The following is a 17,333-nucleotide window of genomic DNA, read 5'->3' on the forward strand; positions in this document are numbered from 1 at the left end:
TTAGATACCCAGCTATCTACTGCATCTTGATTACTTTTTGATTCACTGGTGCCGAAGCGGCTAGTGAATGAATCGTCATTCTGAAAAAATTCGAGCGTACTCCAACCGATAACGACATTCGGTTGTATCAACTCAATTTGCTCGTGCAGAAGGTATTTATTCTGATTATATAATTCATTAAGTCTCTCCCAGGGAGTCTGGGTTTCCGCACCGCACTTCCCAACATTTATGAATGCAATGCTGTGAAGAGCATTGACAACTTCTTAATTTTCGGCTATTTCCGGCAGTTGTTCATACTCCACCAACCCATGTTGCAAGGAGTAGCTAACGTAGGCGGTGGTTCGCCAGGTCCGTGGCGAAGCGCGGCAAGCTTCCCAAGGGTCTTTTTTCAATTCTCCATTTGCTGACCATTCCATCCTGTCTCCAAGTTCATATGCCTCCTTGCCGATAAATAGCGGCCTAATGCTTTGCTTTTTCCACTGCTCCACATCCACTATTCCATCGGTAATGTAGCAGTCAAGCGGCGCTATCTTCTGAGCGCCTCTGATTCTTTGGTCGAGTTCTCGATGTTTCTGTTCGTAAGTCATGTTTATGTGTTTGTGAGTACGCTCGCAATCTAAGCAAAAGACACTGTATCACCTTGCTAAACCCACTGAAAATCCGTACCTTTGCGGCCCTGTCAAGGCGGCGGGTCGGGGGCTAGTGCTTCCGGAATCTACTTAAAATGCGCTCCGCCCTGGGTTCCGGTGTGGCGTTCAGTAGCTTAGGAACCTGCTATTACATGGCAGAATTGGTTGACGACTTCGACTGGGACAATGTTGGAGCAAGCGGCTTTGGCGGTAACTACAACGCCGAGCAGCGCGCCGAGCTGGAAAAGCTTTACGGCGACACCCTCACCACCGTACAGGAGGAAGAGGTAATTAAAGGCACCGTGGTGGGCATCACCGACCGCGATGTTATCCTGAATATCGGCTTCAAATCGGACGGCCTCGTGCCCCTGAGCGAATTCCGCGACCTGCCCGAGCTCAAAGTGGGCGACGAGGTTGACGTGTTCATCGAAGACCAGGAAGATGCCAACGGCCAGCTCATCCTGAGCCGCAAGAAGGCTAAAATCAAGCAGGCCTGGAACGCTATCTACGCGGCTCTGGAGAATGACACCGTGCTGGAAGGCGTGGTGAAGCGTCGCACCAAAGGCGGCCTCATCATGGAGATGGATGGCGTAGAAGCCTTCCTCCCCGGCTCGCAGATTGACGTGAAGCCCATCCGCGACTTCGACATCTATGTTGGTCGCCGCATGGAAGTGAAAGTGGTGAAAATCAATGCCGCTTTCGACAACGTAGTTGTATCGCACAAAGTCCTCATTGAGAAGGACCTCGAGCAGCAGCGCGAAGCCATCCTGAACAACCTCGAAAAAGGTCAGATTCTGGAAGGCAACATCAAGAACATGACCAACTTCGGCGTGTTCATCGACCTCGGCGGTGTCGATGGTCTGCTGCACATCACGGACATTTCGTGGGGCCGCATCGCTCACCCGAGCGAAGCACTGCAGCTCGACCAGAAACTCAACGTGGTTGTGCTCGACTTCGACGAAGCCAAAAAGCGTATTTCGCTGGGCTTGAAGCAGCTGACGCCTCACCCATGGGATTCGCTGCCGGCCGACCTCGGCCCCGGCTCGCGTGTTCAGGGCCGCATCGTGAACGTAGCCGACTACGGCGCGTTTATGGAAGTGGTACCGGGCGTTGAAGGCCTCATCCACGTGTCGGAAATGAGCTGGAGCCAGCACCTGCGCAACCCGCAGGACTTCATCAAGCAGGGCGACACGGTAGAGGCAGTAGTACTGACCCTCGACCGAGAAGACCGCAAGATGAGCCTGGGCATCAAGCAGTTGACCGAAGACCCGTGGACCCGTGGTGACTTCGCTGAGAAGTTTGCTGTAGGCACCAAGCACAGCGGCGCTGTGCGCAACCTGACCAACTTCGGCCTGTTCGTAGAACTGGAAGAAGGTGTAGACGGCCTCGTGCACGTTTCGGACCTGTCGTGGACCAAGAAAATTAAGCACCCTTCGGAGGTGGTTAAAGTTGGCGACAAGCTCGACGTAGTAGTACTGGAGCTTGACATGCCCGCTCGCCGCCTGGCCCTGGGTGTGAAGCAGCTGGAAGAAAACCCCTGGGATACCTTCCAGACGGTGTTCACCCCCGGCTCGGTACACAAGGCTACTATCACCGAGAAGTCGGACCGTGGCGCTGTACTCGAACTGCCGTACGGCATCGAGGGCTTCGCTTACCCCAAAGGCTTGGTGAAAGAGGATGGCTCGAACGCCGAGAACGGCGAGCAACTGGACTTCCGCGTTACGGAGTTCTCGAAAGATGACCGTCGCATCGTGCTCTCGCACACTGCCGTGTACAACAAAGAGGACGAAAGCAACCGCACCACCAACTCGAAGTTTGCGAAGAAGGCCCCCGCTGGCGGTGCTACCCAAGGCGAAGGCAAACTGAGCGACCTCAAGAAGCCCGCCGAGAAGAACACCCTCGGTGACCTCGACGCCCTGAGCGCGCTGCGCGACCAGCTTGCTGGTGCCGAGCGTCAGGCTGGCGAAGACAAGCTGCGCGCCCGTCAGGACACGCCGCTAGCTGGCAACTCGCCCGACAACGCCGAGATTCAGGGTTCGTAAGCTCTTAGAATTGCGTTAAAACAAGAAGCCCCGGCCGCAAGGTCGGGGCTTTTTTGTGCAATTTTTTCGGCAAACAGCTGGCTAGCCCCCTGCTGAACCTTGTACTAACTGAGAGACGGAATTAAATTTGTAATCGCCTTTCTCTCACCTGTTTATTTGATGAAGAAATTATACATTACGGGTTTATTCCTTTCATGGCTGCTGCTCAATGGCTTAGCGGCGGGCGCCCAAACCACGGTGAAGCGTGTGGTGCTCCAAGGCTTCTGGTGGGACTACTATAATGGTAATTATCCGTTTAAGTGGGCAGACTACCTGGCCGAGCTAGCCCCCCGCCTGAAGGCCATGGGCGTGGATGCCGTCTGGATTCCGCCCACGCCCAAGAACAAGAACGCTACCAACGACGTGGGCTACTCGCCTTTCGACCAGTACGACCTCGGCGACAAGTACCAAAAGGGGTCCGCGCGCACGCGCTTCGGCTCGAAGGATGAGTTTTTGCGCATGGTGGCCGTGCTGCACGCCAACGGCATCGAGGTGATTCAGGACGTGGTGCTGAACCATACCGACGGCGCGGGCACCAGCGACGGCTCGGCCGGCCAGGACCCCGAGCCGACCTATTCGATGCAGACGAATAGCGGCTATAAAACCTTCCGCTACAGCTCGTTTGGCACGCCGGTGCCCGAGGCGGGCGACAACGGCGCGGCCTACGCCGCCCGCCAGGGCCGCTGGCCGAAGAACTACGCCAACTTTCACCCCCAGCTAGGGCATAATACCAGCCAGGGAGACATGGCCGCACCGTATTTCGGCCCCGACTTCTGCTACGGCAACGACGGCGGCAATGATGGCTATGGGCCACTTAGCCCCAATTACTTAGCCCTTTACCCAGGGGCCTATAACCCCACGCAGAGCCAGGGCTACAGCCAGACCCAGGCCCGCAACTGGGTGGTATGGATGAAAAAGCAAACCGGCGTAGACGGTTTTCGCTGGGACGCGGTGAAGCACTTCAGTTACAACACCCAGCAGGACCTGAGCTACAACCTCAAGTACAACGCCGGCTGGGCAAGCGCGGGCGAGCGCATGTTTAACGTGGGCGAATTTGTGGGCGGTGCCTCGGATATGGACAACTACATCACGACGATGCAGGGCCAGAATGGCGGCTCCGACTTCCTGATGGGCACCTTCGACTTTAGCTTGCGCGGGGCCATTTATGGTATGGTGAGCGGCAATGGGGGCTACGACCTGGGCCAGATTCCGGGGCAGCAGCAGGGGCAGCGCGTGGCCTACTACAACGGCTCGAACACCTACGTGCACCGCACGGCGCCCTTCGTGAACAACCACGATACCTTCCGGCCGCAGCTCGATGCGAATGGCAACTACACGGGCTGGAACACCGGCGACGAATTAGCGGCCCACATCGACCCGTTTGACGTGCGCCTCTCGGCGGCCTATGCCATTGCGTTTGCCGTGGATGGCAATCCGCACATTTACTTCGAAGACCTGTTTAATATCGGCGGCACGAGCAAGCGCTACACGCACGTGCCCACCTCGACCGCCGACCTGCCCACCCGCGACGACCTCGTGAACCTGCTGTGGTGCCACCAGCACCTCAATTTCAAGGATGGCGCGTATAAAGTACCGTATACTTCACCCGACCACCTCGTGATTGAGCGCAGCACCAAGGCGCTCATCGGCATCAACGACAGCTACGATACCTGGCAGAACAACACCGTGCGCACCGATTTTGCGGTGGGCACGCGGCTGGTAGACTACTCGGGGGCCAATGGCTCGGATGTAAAAACGGTGTTTCAGGGCAACGATGGCAATGCCTACGTGAACGTAAACACGCCACCCTGCAACGGCACGGCCGCCTACGGCCGGCGCGGCTACTCGGTGTGGGCCCCCGAAGGCCAGGGCAGCAGCGCCTACGCCCCGGCCCGCGCCGCCACCACGAGCCAGGAATGGGAGATGGCCGACGACCTCGGCGACCGCAACTGCCAGAGCCTGGGCCAGGGCGGCCGCCTGCCCGACTACTCGACCAACCGCCGCTTGGTGGGTAAAATCTACGTGCAGGCGGGCCAGCCCGTCACCTACGAGCTCTATCCCGAGGCGAGCAGCAACACCAACAGCCTCACGGTGAGCCTGTATGACCTGCGCGGCAACCGCTTGGGCACGGCGAGCGGCACGGCCTCGGCCATTGGCACCTACACGCCCGCCAACACCGGCTGGCTGGCCCTGAAAGCACAGAACACCAGCGCCACCTACGCCGGCCAGCGCTGCTTCGTGAAAGCTACGTATACCGCGCCCGCCGCTGTAGACACGCGTAATGCCACCGCGCCGCTCAACACGGTGGCCATCTGGACCGGCAACGACGACAGCACCGACCCTAGCGACTGCCGCAACTGGGAAAACGGCGTGACGCCCACCGCCAGCACCGACGTGCTGGTGCCCGCTGGCGCCACGCTCATGCCCAGCCTGAGCACCGGCACCCTGGCCGCCCACGACCTCACCATCGAGGCCGGCGCTACCATTACCCTAGCGCCGGGCACCAGCCTGCGCGTGGCCGGCAATTTTGCTAACCAAGGCACGCTCAGCGGCACCGGCCAGGTGCTGTTTAATGGCAGCAGCGCGCAGTCGATTATCGGCAGCACGGCATTCTACAGCCTGCGCATTGCCAACGCGGCCGACGTGACGCTACTCAGCCCCATTGTGGTGAGCGATACACTGGCCCTGCGCGCCGGCCACCTGGTGGTTGATAACCAAGCCCTCACGCTAGGGGCCAACGCCACCATAACCGGGGCTAATGCCAGCAGCTACCTCATCACCCGCGACGACCCGGCCGGCCTGGGATACGTGCGGCGCTCGGTGCCGGCCACTGGCGTAGCCATCAGCTTCCCGGTGGGCACGGCCAGCAGCTACGCGCCCGCCACCTTAACTAATAGCGGCGCAACTGCTGATGTTAACGTACGCACCTTCAGCAGCTTGCTCGAGCACGGCACCAGCGGCGCGCCCTACGCCAATGCCAGCCGCTTTGTGAGCCGCGCCTGGGAAATATCGCCCCTAGCCAGCGGCGCCGTAGTCGATGTGACGCTGCAATGGCCGGCTTCGGCCGAAAATGCCAGCTTCCAACGGGCTAGCGCCAGCGTGTTCCACAACGATAACACCAGTACGGGCACCTGGACCGCACTGCCCGGCACCGGCCCCACCGGTTCCGACCCGTACCAGGTCACGGCTACGGGCGTGAGTAGCTTCTCGACGTTTGCGGTGGGTTCGACCGCGCCGCTGCCGGTGCAGCTTGTGCGTTTTGGCGCGCAGCGCACGGCCGCCTCGGCCGTAGCGGTGGGCTGGGCCACAGCATCGGAAGAAAATTGTGCGCAGTTTGAAATTGAGCGCTCGGTTGATGGCCGCCAGTTTCAGCGGGTAGGCACGGTGGCTTGCGCCGGCAGCCAGGGCCTGGCGCACAGCTACACCTTCCGCGACGATGCCGCCGCAGGGGCCTACTACTACCGATTGCGCCAGGTAGATGCCGACGGCCAAACGCAGTACAGCACCGTGGCTTACGTAAGCCAGTCGGCCGATACTGCCCTCGGCCTCAGCGCTTTCCCCAACCCTACCACGGGCACCGTGACGCTGCTAGGGCTGCCGGCCAGCGCCGCCGTTACCCTGAGCCTCACCAGCGCATTAGGGCAGCCCCTGCTGGCTACCAGCGTCGGTTCGCTACCCGCCGCTACTGCTGCCCTCAATGCAGCCCTGCGCACGTGCGCGCCCGGCGTATATGTGCTTACGGCTGAGGTCAATGGCCAGCGGCAGCACCTGAAAATCGTGAAGGAATAGCCTGCCGGCGGCAGAAAACTGCCGCTGGCCTTGGTCAAATCGCCGCTGCTCCGTACCTTTGCCCGCCCAAGCCGGTAACGTGACCGAGTGGCTAGGTAGAGGTCTGCAAAACCTCCTACGGCGGTTCGAATCCGCCCGTTACCTCTCAAAAAGCCCCTGCTGCTTCTCTGCGAAGCGCCAGGGGCTTTTTCGTGGCCCGGCAGCCTAACGCAGACCGCGTAAGTGGCGTACTGCCTACATTGCCGCACCGCTGGCCGGGCCGGCGCCTTATCCTTGTTTTGGCCATATGAAGATTATAGACCTCCGCACTATGCGCGGGCCGAGCTACTGGTCGGTAAAGCACTACCGCCTGATTGTATCTAAAGTTGATTTACAGGAGTTTGCTGGCGAGTGGAGCAATACCATTGAGGGCTTTGCCGAGCGCCTCACCGAGTTGCTGCCCGGCATAGGGCAGCCCCACGAGCAAGGCCGCCCTTCGAGCAAGCAGCTTGCCAAGCACCCACCCCTGACGCAGGAGCAGCTGGCCGATGGCGAGCCGCTAGGGCACGTTATTCAGCACGTGGCGCTGGAACTGCAGCGCCAGGCTGGTATGCCGGTATTCTGGGGCAAGAGCTACCCGGCCCGCGAAGATGGCGTTGAATACGTGGTGTTTGCTTATCAGGAAGAGCGCGCCGGGCGCTACGCAGCCGAGGCTGCCGTAGACTTGGTGGAAGCGCTTTGCAAAGGCGAGAGCTTCAGCCTCAAGCCCGTTATCGACGAGCTGCACGACATTCGGGAAGAGGAGTTTTTCGGGCCTAGCACCTGGAGCATCGTGGCCGAGGCGGCCTCGCGCAATATTCCCTACATTCAGCTGAAAAACAGCTCGATAATCCAGCTAGGGTACGGCGTGAATCAGCGCCGCATCTGGGCTACTACTACCAACCTCACCTCGCACGCGGGCGTGGAAGTGGCTGGCAATAAGAACCGCACCAAGGCCATGCTGGCCGATGGTGGCGTACCGGTGCCACGCGGCACCACTGTGTATTCGGAAGACGGCCTGCGCGATGCCATTGAGGAACTAGGCTTCCCCATCGTTACCAAGCCGCTCGACGGCAACCACGGCAAGGGCGCCACCATCCGCATTATGAGCTGGGAAGATGCTGTGGAGGGCCTCAAGGCCGCCAAAGAGTATTCGCGGGCCGTGATTGTGGAGCAGTACGTGGAGGGCGACGACCACCGCCTGCTGGTAGTAAATGGCAAGCTCATTGCGGCCGCCAAGCGCACCCCCGCCGCCGTGAAAGGCGACGGTGAGCACACCATTCAGCAGTTGATTGACGAAGTAAACAAGGACCCGCGCCGCGGCGTGGGCCACGAGAAAGTGCTTACGTCCATCAAGGCCGACCAGCACACGCTCGACATCCTGAAGAGCCGCGACCTGACCCTGGACTCAGTGCTGCCGGCTGGTGAAACGCTGTATCTCAAAAGCACGGCCAACATCAGCACCGGCGGCACAGCGACCGATGTCACCGACCTCATTCACCCCTACAACCTGCTGCTGGCCGAGCGCGTGGCGGGCATCGTGGGTCTCGATATCTGCGGCATCGACCTACTAACCAGCGACATTGCCATTCCGCTGAATGAAACGCGCGGCGCGGTGATTGAGGTAAATGCGGCGCCCGGCTTCCGGATGCACATTGCGCCTACCGACGGCTTGCCGCGCAACGTGGCCGCGCCGGTTATCGATATGCTGTTTCCGCCCGGCTCCACGGCGCGCATTCCCATCATCGCCATCACGGGCACCAACGGCAAAACCACGACCACGCGCCTTATCGCGCACCTGGTGGCTAGCATTGGTTACAAGGTAGGCTTCACGACTACCGATGGTATTTATATTCAAGGCGTTCAGCTGCAAAAGGGCGACTGCACCGGCGGCCAGAGCGCCGAGTTTGTGCTGCGTGACCCTACCGTGAACTACGCGGTGCTTGAAACCGCGCGCGGCGGCATGCTGCGCTCGGGGCTAGGCTTCCATACCTGCGACATTGCGGTGGTAACCAACGTGGCGGCCGACCACCTCGGCATGCGCGACATCTATACCGTGGAAGAAATGGCGGCGGTGAAGGGCGTAGTGCCCCGCACGGTGCGTAAAAACGGCTGGGCCGTGCTCAACGCCGACGACGACCTGGTATACGAGATGGGCCGCACCGTAGACTGCCGCGTCGCCTATTTCTCCATGAATGAGCATAATCCGCGCATTCAGGAGCATGTGGAGGCCGGCGGCGTGGCGGCCGTGTATGAGGAGGGCTACATCACGATTTACAAAAACTCGTACAAGCTGCGCATCGACCGGGCGGCTGAGTTTCCGGTCACGTTTGGCGGCCGGGCCACCTTCAACATCGAAAACTCGCTGGCGGCGGCCCTAGCCGGCTACCTAGCGGGCTTCGACAAAGACGCCATCAAAACGGCGTTGCGCACCTTCGTGCCCTCGGCAACCAAAACGCCGGGCCGCATGAACATCTACAAGTTCCCACGCTTTGAGGTGGTAGTGGACTACGCCCATAACACGGCGGGTATCAGCAAGTTTGCTGATTTTATGAACGCTACGCCGGCCACCCGCAAAATCGGGGTGGTATCGGGCCTGGGCGACCGCCGCGACGAAGACACGCTGAGCTTTGCGCGCATTGCGGGTCGCATTTTCGACGAGGTTATCCTGCGTCAGGACCGTGATTTGCGTGGCAAGTCGGCCGAGTTTCTGCGCGAGATTATGACGCGCGGCCTGCAGCTGGATAAGCCTGAGCTGCCCATCACCTACATCGAAAACGAGATGGATGCCATCGACCACGTGCTGGCTACCGCACCCGACGGCGCGGTAGTAGTGCTGCTGACCGAGAATATCAGCGGCACACTCAAAAAGCTCGATGAGTTTGAGGCTAGTCTGAAAGGCGTTTAATTTCTTACTCGATAATCCCTTACGTTTGTCATGCTGAGTTTACGAAGCATCTTATTACCGAAGAACAACTTGGTTCTGGCGTGATAGAATGCTTCGTAAACTCAGCATGACAAACGTTTTTTGTGCGTTTTCACTAAATCCTCTCCCCCACTACCCCACCCTTTTTCTGATGAAATACCTCGCGCACGCGGCCCTAGCGGCTGCGGCTTTGTGGCTGGCGGGCTGCCAGTCGTCTACTTCTTCCGACCAGAATGGCCAGGGTACCACGGCCAGTGCCAGCGGCGACAAGGGCCTGAACGCCATGTTTGACAGCTACTGGGAGAAGAACTCGCGGCTGTTTCCGCTCGATGCCACGGCTTATGGCGACAACCGCTACAACAACCAGCTGCCCAACAATCAGACCCGTGCTTTCCGCGACACGCTGCGCAATTTTTACCAGGGCTACCTCACGCGGCTGGAGAAGTTTGACCGCGAGAAGCTCGATGCGAATGATAAAATCAGCTACGACATCTTTCAGTATGAGATGAACCACGGGCTGGCCGCGCTCAAGCTGAACACCTGGATGATGCCGGCCAACCAGTTTTATGGCCTGCCCATCACGCTAGGGCAGTACGGCTCGGGGCAGGGCATTCAGCCCTTCAAGACCGTGAAGGACTACGACAACTGGCTGGGCCGGGTGCACGGCTTCACGGCCTGGACCGACTCGGCCATTGCCAACTTTCGGGCGGGTATGAAGGCCGGCGTGGTGCTGCCCCGGGCCCTAGTGGTGCGCATGGTGCCGCAGCTCACGGCCAAGGACATTGTGGTAACCGACCCTACTAAGAGCCTGTACTACGGCCCGATAGCAAATTTCCCGAAGAATTTTTCGGATGCTGATAAGACGCGCCTGACTAACGCCTACAAGCAGGCTATTCTCACCGAATTGGTGCCCGCCTATAAAAAGCTCGGCACGTTTATGCAGACCGAATACCTGCCCAAGGCCCGCGCCACGAGCGGCATCGACGCGGTGAACGGCGGCAAGGATATCTACGCCTACGACGTGAAGTATGAGACGACGACCGACAAAACGCCGGCCGAAATCTACCAGATTGGCATGGCCGAGGTGGCCCGCATCCGGGCGCAGATGGAGAAAATCAAGGCCGAAGTGGGCTTCAAGGGTGACCTGCCGGCCTTCTTCAAATACCTGAACAACGACCCCAAGTTTCGTCCTTTCAAGACACCGCAGCAGGTGCTGGCGGCCTTCGAGGACATTCACCAGCGGATGCTGCCCAACCTGAAAACGATGTTTGGGCGCACGCCTAAGACGCCGTTTGAGATTCGCGAAACCGAGAAATTCCGCGAGGCCTCGGCCTCGGCCGAGTACAACCAGGGCTCGCCGGACGGCTCGCGGCCGGGCATTTTCTACGTACCGATTCCCGACGCCACCAAGTTTGCCACCACATCGGGCATGGAATCGCTGTTTTTGCACGAAGCCATTCCGGGCCACCACTACCAGATTTCGCTGCAGCAGGAGAATACCAGCCTGCCCAAGTTCCGGCGCTTTGGCGGCCAGAACGCCTACGTGGAGGGCTGGGCGCTGTATTGCGAAAGCCTGGGCCCCGAGCTAGGGCTCTTCAAAGACCCCTACCAGCGCATGGGTGCCCTCGGCGACGAAATGCTGCGCGCCGTGCGCCTGGTGGTCGATACCGGCCTGCACTCGCGCCAGCTCAGCCGCGAAGAAGCCATTGCGTATCTACTTAATAACCTGAGCACTACTCCTGATGAAGCTACCTCGGCCATCGAGCGCTACATGGCCATTCCAGGCCAAGCGCTCGGGTACAAAATCGGGCAACTCAAGATTCGGGAGCTGCGCGCCAAGTACGAGAAGCAGCTCGGCAGCAAGTTTAAGCTCAGCGACTTCCACGATGCGCTGCTGCAAGATGGCTCAATGCCGCTAGCCGTGCTCGAAAAGAAAATGGACGCCTGGGCGGCTGGCGTGAAGTAAGATACCTAACCCCAGCTGCTACTACAATCGCTTCCCTTTACGTCTGTCCTTGCGCGCCTGCGAAACAAGCGCCCCTGAACGACCCTAGCTGAACAACTGGCGCGGGTTTCGTGCAGATGCGATTGCTTCGCAAGCGCGCAAGGACAGACGCTTTTGTTTGTGCGCTGAAGCCGACTGGTCGGACGGCTTTCAGCCGTTTGACCGATTACTGACTGGGCCAGTTGCCGTTTTTCTAGTTTCTAACCACGCGTAGGGCCTGGCTGCACCGCGCGCCGCGTATTTGCACCAGGTATGAGCCCCCGCTGAGCAGGTAGAGCAGCTAAGTAGCTCTTTCTCTGCATCTGTTCCGCTTACCGAATGTTCAGCCCCTCTCCCTAGCGGATACCGCGTACGCGCATCGGCACCGTATACACGGCCTCCGAAGCGGTGATAAACAAGGTCCTCAACTCCTTGCCGCCAAAGCAGAGGTTGGCCGTCCAGGCGGCGGGCACGTCGAGGTGAGCCAGGCGCTCGCCGGCGGGGCTATAGATGGTAACGCCCTGGCCGGTGAGGTACACGTTGCCCTGCTCGTCGAGGGTCATGCCGTCGGAGCCCTGCGCCACAAAAAGCTGCTTATCCAGCAGCTCACCCTTGGCCCCGAGGCGGTAGCGGTAGGTTTTGCCCGCGCCGATGTCGGCCACGTACAGCAGCTTGCCATCGGGCGAGCCGATGAGGCCGTTGGGTTTTTTCAGGCTGGTTTCGACGGCCACCGGCTGCTTGGCGCCGGGCGCCAGGTAGTACACATACTCGGCAATGGGCGCCGGGCGCGCGGCGGGCCAGTAGTCGCGCTTGTAGTAGGGGTCGGTGAAGAATATTCCCCCTAGCGGGCTCACCCACAAGTCATTTGGCCCGTTTAGCTGCTGTCCGTTCACTTTATCGAGCAGCACCTTGGTTTTGCCGTCGGGGCTGATAGACCACAGCTGGCCCTGCGCATCGGCGCAGGCCAGCAGGTTGCCTTTTTTGTCGAAATACAGCCCGTTGGCCCGGCCGCTAGGGCTCAGAAAAACGCTTAGCTTGCCGGCCACGTCATACTTCCAGATTTTATCGTTGGGCTGGTCGGTAAAAAAGATATTGCCCTGCCGGTCCACGGCCGGCCCCTCGGTGAAGGCAAACTGCCTGGCCACGAGCTGCGGCGTGGGCGAGCCAGCAAACAGCGCCTGCCCCGCCACTGAAAGCGGCGCAACGGCCGAAGCAGGCGGCGTGCTTTGGGCCTGAGCATGAGGGGCTAACAAGGTGGTGGCCGCGCCCACGGCGACGACGAAAAGAAGTACTTTCATAAAGCAGCGTAAAGGGATTGCGGACGCCATGCGGGCCCCAGCTGCCACACAGACGCAGCTCGGGCCCTCCCCGTTGGCTGGCTAGCCCCAGCAGGTGGCCCGCTACGTAGCCAGCCACCCGGTTTTGCCGTTATAGCCAGCCTATGAAACTTACTAACTTCGAGCTGGCCTTTCTGCTGGGCCGCCTGCTGCTAGGGCTCAATTTTTTGCTGCACGGCCTGGTGCGGATACCAAAGCTGACGGTATTTCGGGCGGGCATCGTCAAGGAGTTTGCAGCGGCCCCGCTACCGCCCGGCCTCGTGAGCGCCTACGCCACCGCCCTGCCTTTTGTAGAAGGCGGCATAGGGTTGCTGCTGGTGCTGGGCCTATTTACCCGGCCGGCGCTGGTGGCCGCCATGCTAGTCATTATGAGCCTGCTAGTTGGTAGCAGCCTGCTCGAAAAATGGAACCTCGTGGGCGACCAGATGCTGTACGGGCTCTTCATTATCACGCTGGTGCTGCACCTGCAGCGCAACCGCCTGTGCCTCGACCCACTGTCGGCGCCAGGACCGGGCTAGCCAGCAGCGGCCAGCTAGGAAATGCGGCGCGGCACGCCCACCTTGCGGCGCTGTCTTCGCTCGTCGTATGCCCACTCCTCCCCCGGCTAGCCGCTTTCCGCGCGCCGTCCCGTTTATCATTGGCAACGAGGTAGCGGAGCGCTTCAGCTACTATGGTATGCGGGCCATTCTGCCCACGTTTCTGGTGGCGCAGTTTTTCAACCCTAGCCACAGTGCGGCGCTCACGGCCGCGGCCGAGGCGCGGGCCAATGACTTCGTGCACTCCTTTGCCGCGCTGGGCTACGCGCTGCCCGTGGTGGGCGCCTTGCTGGCCGACTGGGTGCTGGGCAAATACCGCGTTATTCTTTATCTATCAATTTTTTATTGCCTGGGGCATGCCCTGCTAGCCTTGTACACCGACGACCTGGCGGGCTTTCGGGCGGGGCTGCTGGTCATTGCCATCGGCATGGGCGGTATCAAGTCGAGCGTGACGGCCAACCTCGGCGACCAGTTCGACCAAGCCAATGCCCACCTGCTGCCTAAGGCCTACGGCTGGTTTCAGCTCGCCATCGATGCAGGAGCGGCGGTGTCTACGGCGCTCATCCCCGAGCTTTATGCCTACGCGGGCGCGGCCTGGGCCTTTGGCGTGCCGGGCCTGCTGATGGGCGCGGCGGCCTTCACCTTCTGGCTGGGGCGGCGGCACTACGTGCGGGTGCCGCCCACGGGCCTGCTGGCCGGCCTGCGCCACACGCTAGGCCCCGGCGAGAGCCGCGCCGCGCTGCGGCGGGTCGGGGCTATTTTTCTGTTTATCCCAGTGCTGTGGGCGCTCTACAACCAGAGTGAGTCGGAGTGGGTGCTGCAAGCCGCCCACCTCGACCGCCACCTGTGGCCCGGCGGCTACGCCCCGCTACCGGAGCAACTTCAGATACTCGGCATTGTGTTCGGCATCGGGCTCAACCCGCTACTCACCTACCACATTTATCCGGCGCTGGCCCGGCGCGGCATTCAGGCCACACCGCTGCGGCGCATGGGCGTGGGCATGGTGCTGGTGGCGCTGGCCATGTGCCTCATCGCGGGGGTGCAGCACGGGCTCGACGCGGGCGGCCACCCCTCGGTGTGGTGGCAGGTGCTGGCCTATTTTGTAGTGGCCGGCGGCACGCTCATGGTAGCCGTAACCGGCTTAGAATATGCCTACACCCACGCGCCGCCAGCCCTCAAAAGCCTGACTACTTCGCTATGGCTGCTCACCATTGCGGGCGGCAATTATTTTTTGGCACTCATGAATGCCAGCATTGCGCGGGGTGGCTTTTTTGCCCGGTTTCAGGGGGCTAGCTACTACTGGTTTTTTGTGGGGCTAATGGCCGTCAACTTCTTTTTATTTGCCCTGGTGGCAGCGCGACTGCCCCAAAAAACGTATGTGGGCGCGGTCCCCTTGCCCCTGGAGCCGCTGGCCGAATAAGGCTGCGCTCCTTGCCAGCCGCTAGCCCTTATTGCTATGTCTGCCCGCCCCTACATTCTTGCCGAAACTACCTGGCAGGCCGTCAAAGACGCTGCCTTCGAAGTGGTAATCCTGCCCTGGGGTGCCACCGAAGCGCACAATTACCACCTACCATACGGCACCGACAACTACCAGTGCGATTACCTAGCGGCCGAGGCGGCGCGGCTAGCCTGGGAACAGGGCGCCAAGGTGGTTGTGCTGCCTACTATTCCCTTTGGGGTAAATACCGGCCAGCTCGACATTACGCTCGATATGAACCTGAACCCAAGCACGCAGCTGGCCATCTTGCGCGATATTGTGCAAGTGCTGGCGCGCCAGGGCATCCCGAAGCTGGTGGTGCTGAATGGCCACGGCGGCAACGACTTCCGCCAGATGCTGCGCGAGCTGCAAGCCGCGTTTCCGGAGGTATTCCTCAGCACGGCCACCCTCTTTCGCATTGTAGACCGCAGCCGGTTTTTTGAGGCGCCCGGCGACCACGCCGACGAGATGGAAACGAGCATGATGCTGCACATTGCCCCCGACCTGGTGCGCCCGCTGGCCGAAGCCGGCACCGGGGCTAGCAAGCAGTTTCGTATTCGGGCGCTGCGCGAGTGGGCCTGGGCGCAGCGCGAATGGAGCCAGGTGAGCGCCGACACGGGCGTGGGCAACCCGGCCGCCGCTACGGCCGCCAAGGGTGCCGCCTTTCTGGCGGCCGCGGCCCAAGAGCTCAGTCAGTTTTTGGTCGAGCTAGCTGCCGCCGACCCACACGATTTATACGAATAAAGCCGCGGCAGGAAGTTCGCGCTACAGCTTCTACCTGCCGGCTAGCCTCGCCTCAGCCCTATCTCCTACCCCATGCAGCACATCACCGCCGCCGACATCACGGCTTTTGACAAGATTTACCGCCTCAATTTTGTGAATGGCCTGCCGGGCTTCAAGCCGGCCAACCTGGTGGGCACGGCCGCGCCCGATGGGCAGACCAACCTCGCCATTTTCAGCTCGGTGCTGCACCTGGGCTCCGACCCGGCCGTGCTGGGTATGGTGACGCGGCCTACCACGGTGCCGCGCCACACCTACCAGAATATCAAGGATAACGGGGGCTGCTACACCCTCAACCACGTGCCTCTGAATCTGACGGCGCAAGCCCACTACACCTCGGCCAATTTTGAGGACGAGTCGGAGTTTGAAGCCTGCGGCTTCACGGCCGATATGCGCGATGGTTTTCCGGCGCCTTACGTGGCCCAGAGTCCGCTCAGCATCGGGCTGCGGCTAAAGGAAGAGCATTCCATCTTCAACGGCACCTTGCTGCTGGTGGGCACCGTCGAGCACGTGTATTTGCGGCCCGAGGCCCTGCGCCCCGACGGCACCCTCGACCTGGTAGCCCTGGGCGAAGTCGCCATTTCGGGCCTCGATGGCTACCACGCGGTGCAGCCCCCGGTGCGCTACGGCTACGCCCGGCCAGGGCAGTTTCCGCGGGCGCTTTAGGCGTCGGGCGAGTGCGGGCCAGCGGGGCGCCGGGGGCCGCGCGGGCTTTGCAAGCCTATTGGGCGGCGAGGCCGGGCGGGGTGGTCGCGGTAGGGCGCCCGGTAGGTTTTCTTTTTCTTCTTTTTGCTGAATAGCGCTAGCCCGGCTACGGTGAGCAGGGCACCCGCCATCGCTAGGCCTTTCACCCAGGGGCTAACTACGGGGGGCGGCACCGAGCGCACGCCGCTGGCGTCGGCCAGGGCGGGCTCCTGGGCGTAGCGGCCGATTTTGGGGCGGGCCAGCTGGTCGAAGTATTCGCCCAGCGTGCGCAGCTCGCGGCGCAGCACCTCGCCGTGCATGGCAATGCCGTGGCCGGTGGCAGCTACCTCGGGCGCCAGGTCGGCGAGGTGGCGCACCGAGTCGCGGGCGGCATCCCAGTCGGGGGTGAAGTAGGCGGGCGGGCCGTGCACCACCTGCTTTTGGGTGAGCGTGGCTAGGCCCGATTCGGCCACCACCGTCGTGAAGGCGTCGCCGGCCACCAGCACCTTGTCGGCCTCGTGGAAAAACGACACGTGACCCGCTGTGTGGCCCGGAGTGAAGAGCCAGCGCCAGCCCGGCAGGCCGGGTACGCTGCCATCGGCGGGCAGCTCGTGCACGCGGGGGCTAAAATCGTAGGGGTGCTTGGGGTAGAGAAAGGAGCTCCAGGCCATGAGACCCCCGCCCACGGTGGGGTCGGGCGGCGGGTAGCTGCTGCGGCCGGTGAGGTAGGGCAGCTCAAGCGGGTGCGCATACAGCGGCACGCCGGGCCAGGCTTCGAGCAGGCCATCGAGCGCCCCCACGTGGTCGAAGTGGCCGTGCGTGAGCAAGATGACAGTGGGCGGGTTATCAACCCCGAACACCGCCTCGGCGTGCTGCTTTATCTTATCAGCCGAGCCGGGCAGGCCCGCATCGATGAGCACCCAGGGGGTGCGGGGCTGGCCGGGAGCCACGGCCACGTAGTAGAGGTTCACAAACACGTCGCGCAGGGCGTGCAGGCCGGGCACCACTTCGTAGAAAGCCGGGGTGCTGGCGCGGGAAGCATTGTTGGAAAGCATAGGCAAAACGGATTAGCTCGAAGGCGGGAATGCCTTG

General features: G+C 61.3%; 11 protein-coding genes and 1 tRNA gene. 9 read left to right on the forward strand and 3 right to left on the reverse strand.

What is annotated here, in order from left to right:
• Nucleotides 1-263: 263 nt before the first annotated feature.
• Nucleotides 264-587: a hypothetical protein gene (locus J4D99_RS04445; protein ID WP_208130502.1), complete on the reverse strand. Its 324-nt coding sequence runs from the start codon at nucleotides 585-587 to the stop codon at nucleotides 264-266.
• 194 nt (nucleotides 588-781) lie between these two features.
• Here J4D99_RS04445 and rpsA point away from each other — a divergent pair, with 194 nt between their 5' ends.
• From rpsA to J4D99_RS04470, 5 genes are all read left to right on the forward strand, one after another.
• Entirely contained in the window at nucleotides 782-2,671 is a 1,890-nt protein-coding gene (gene rpsA, locus J4D99_RS04450) for a 30S ribosomal protein S1 (protein ID WP_208130503.1), read from the forward strand.
• Nucleotides 2,672-2,830: 159 nt separating this feature from the next.
• Complete coding sequence (locus tag J4D99_RS04455; protein WP_208130504.1) at nucleotides 2,831-6,499, forward strand: alpha-amylase family glycosyl hydrolase; 3,669 nt, start codon at nucleotides 2,831-2,833, stop codon at nucleotides 6,497-6,499.
• 73 nt (nucleotides 6,500-6,572) lie between these two features.
• Nucleotides 6,573-6,643: transfer RNA gene (locus J4D99_RS04460), tRNA-Cys, on the forward strand.
• Between the two features lie 142 nt (nucleotides 6,644-6,785).
• Complete coding sequence (cphA, locus tag J4D99_RS04465; RefSeq protein WP_208130505.1) at nucleotides 6,786-9,425, forward strand: cyanophycin synthetase; 2,640 nt, start codon at nucleotides 6,786-6,788, stop codon at nucleotides 9,423-9,425.
• Between the two features lie 169 nt (nucleotides 9,426-9,594).
• On the forward strand, nucleotides 9,595-11,409 hold the full coding sequence (locus J4D99_RS04470; RefSeq protein ID WP_208130506.1) for a DUF885 domain-containing protein: 1,815 nt from the start codon (nucleotides 9,595-9,597) through the stop codon (nucleotides 11,407-11,409).
• 374 nt (nucleotides 11,410-11,783) lie between these two features.
• On the opposite strand, the gene J4D99_RS04475 is transcribed toward J4D99_RS04470, so the two are convergent.
• A complete protein-coding gene (locus J4D99_RS04475) occupies nucleotides 11,784-12,725 on the reverse strand; it encodes an SMP-30/gluconolactonase/LRE family protein (RefSeq protein WP_208130507.1) in 942 nt (313 codons plus the stop codon).
• A 143-nt stretch (nucleotides 12,726-12,868) separates the two neighbouring features.
• Between J4D99_RS04475 and J4D99_RS04480 the strand changes: the two genes are divergently transcribed.
• The 4 genes from J4D99_RS04480 (at nucleotide 12,869) to J4D99_RS04495 (ending at nucleotide 16,223) form a co-directional block, all read left to right on the forward strand.
• Complete coding sequence (locus tag J4D99_RS04480; protein ID WP_208130508.1) at nucleotides 12,869-13,282, forward strand: DoxX family membrane protein; 414 nt, start codon at nucleotides 12,869-12,871, stop codon at nucleotides 13,280-13,282.
• A 67-nt stretch (nucleotides 13,283-13,349) separates the two neighbouring features.
• Nucleotides 13,350-14,720, forward strand: a complete 1,371-nt coding sequence (locus tag J4D99_RS04485; protein WP_208130509.1) for a POT family MFS transporter — start codon at nucleotides 13,350-13,352, stop codon at nucleotides 14,718-14,720.
• A 36-nt stretch (nucleotides 14,721-14,756) separates the two neighbouring features.
• Nucleotides 14,757-15,521 (forward strand): creatininase family protein, encoded by a 765-nt coding sequence (locus tag J4D99_RS04490; RefSeq protein WP_208130510.1) that lies wholly within the window; start codon nucleotides 14,757-14,759, stop codon nucleotides 15,519-15,521.
• Between the two features lie 72 nt (nucleotides 15,522-15,593).
• On the forward strand, nucleotides 15,594-16,223 hold the full coding sequence (locus tag J4D99_RS04495) for a flavin reductase family protein (protein ID WP_208130511.1): 630 nt from the start codon (nucleotides 15,594-15,596) through the stop codon (nucleotides 16,221-16,223).
• On the opposite strand, the gene J4D99_RS04500 is transcribed toward J4D99_RS04495, so the two are convergent.
• Nucleotides 16,220-17,296 carry an MBL fold metallo-hydrolase gene (locus J4D99_RS04500; protein ID WP_208130512.1) on the reverse strand — a complete coding sequence of 359 codons (1,077 nt, stop codon included), beginning with the start codon at nucleotides 17,294-17,296 and terminating at the stop codon, nucleotides 16,220-16,222. The two genes, J4D99_RS04495 and J4D99_RS04500, sit on opposite strands and share 4 nt — an antisense overlap.
• Nucleotides 17,297-17,333: the final 37 nt, after the last annotated feature.

Source organism: Hymenobacter sp. BT559 (assembly GCF_017571525.1).
GTDB lineage: Bacteria > Bacteroidota > Bacteroidia > Cytophagales > Hymenobacteraceae > Hymenobacter > Hymenobacter ginsengisoli.

Bases quoted from the DNA above. Each gene is read 5' to 3' on its own strand.
- J4D99_RS04445 (WP_208130502.1), bottom strand. From the start codon at position 587: ATGACTTACGAACAGAAACATCGAGAACTCGACCAAAGAATCAGAGGC.
- rpsA (WP_208130503.1), top strand. From the start codon at position 782: ATGGCAGAATTGGTTGACGACTTCGACTGGGACAATGTTGGAGCAAGC.
- J4D99_RS04455 (WP_208130504.1), top strand. From the start codon at position 2,831: ATGAAGAAATTATACATTACGGGTTTATTCCTTTCATGGCTGCTGCTC.
- cphA (WP_208130505.1), top strand. From the start codon at position 6,786: ATGAAGATTATAGACCTCCGCACTATGCGCGGGCCGAGCTACTGGTCG.
- J4D99_RS04470 (WP_208130506.1), top strand. From the start codon at position 9,595: ATGAAATACCTCGCGCACGCGGCCCTAGCGGCTGCGGCTTTGTGGCTG.
- J4D99_RS04475 (WP_208130507.1), bottom strand. From the start codon at position 12,725: ATGAAAGTACTTCTTTTCGTCGTCGCCGTGGGCGCGGCCACCACCTTG.
- J4D99_RS04480 (WP_208130508.1), top strand. From the start codon at position 12,869: ATGAAACTTACTAACTTCGAGCTGGCCTTTCTGCTGGGCCGCCTGCTG.
- J4D99_RS04485 (WP_208130509.1), top strand. From the start codon at position 13,350: ATGCCCACTCCTCCCCCGGCTAGCCGCTTTCCGCGCGCCGTCCCGTTT.
- J4D99_RS04490 (WP_208130510.1), top strand. From the start codon at position 14,757: ATGTCTGCCCGCCCCTACATTCTTGCCGAAACTACCTGGCAGGCCGTC.
- J4D99_RS04495 (WP_208130511.1), top strand. From the start codon at position 15,594: ATGCAGCACATCACCGCCGCCGACATCACGGCTTTTGACAAGATTTAC.
- J4D99_RS04500 (WP_208130512.1), bottom strand. From the start codon at position 17,296: ATGCTTTCCAACAATGCTTCCCGCGCCAGCACCCCGGCTTTCTACGAA.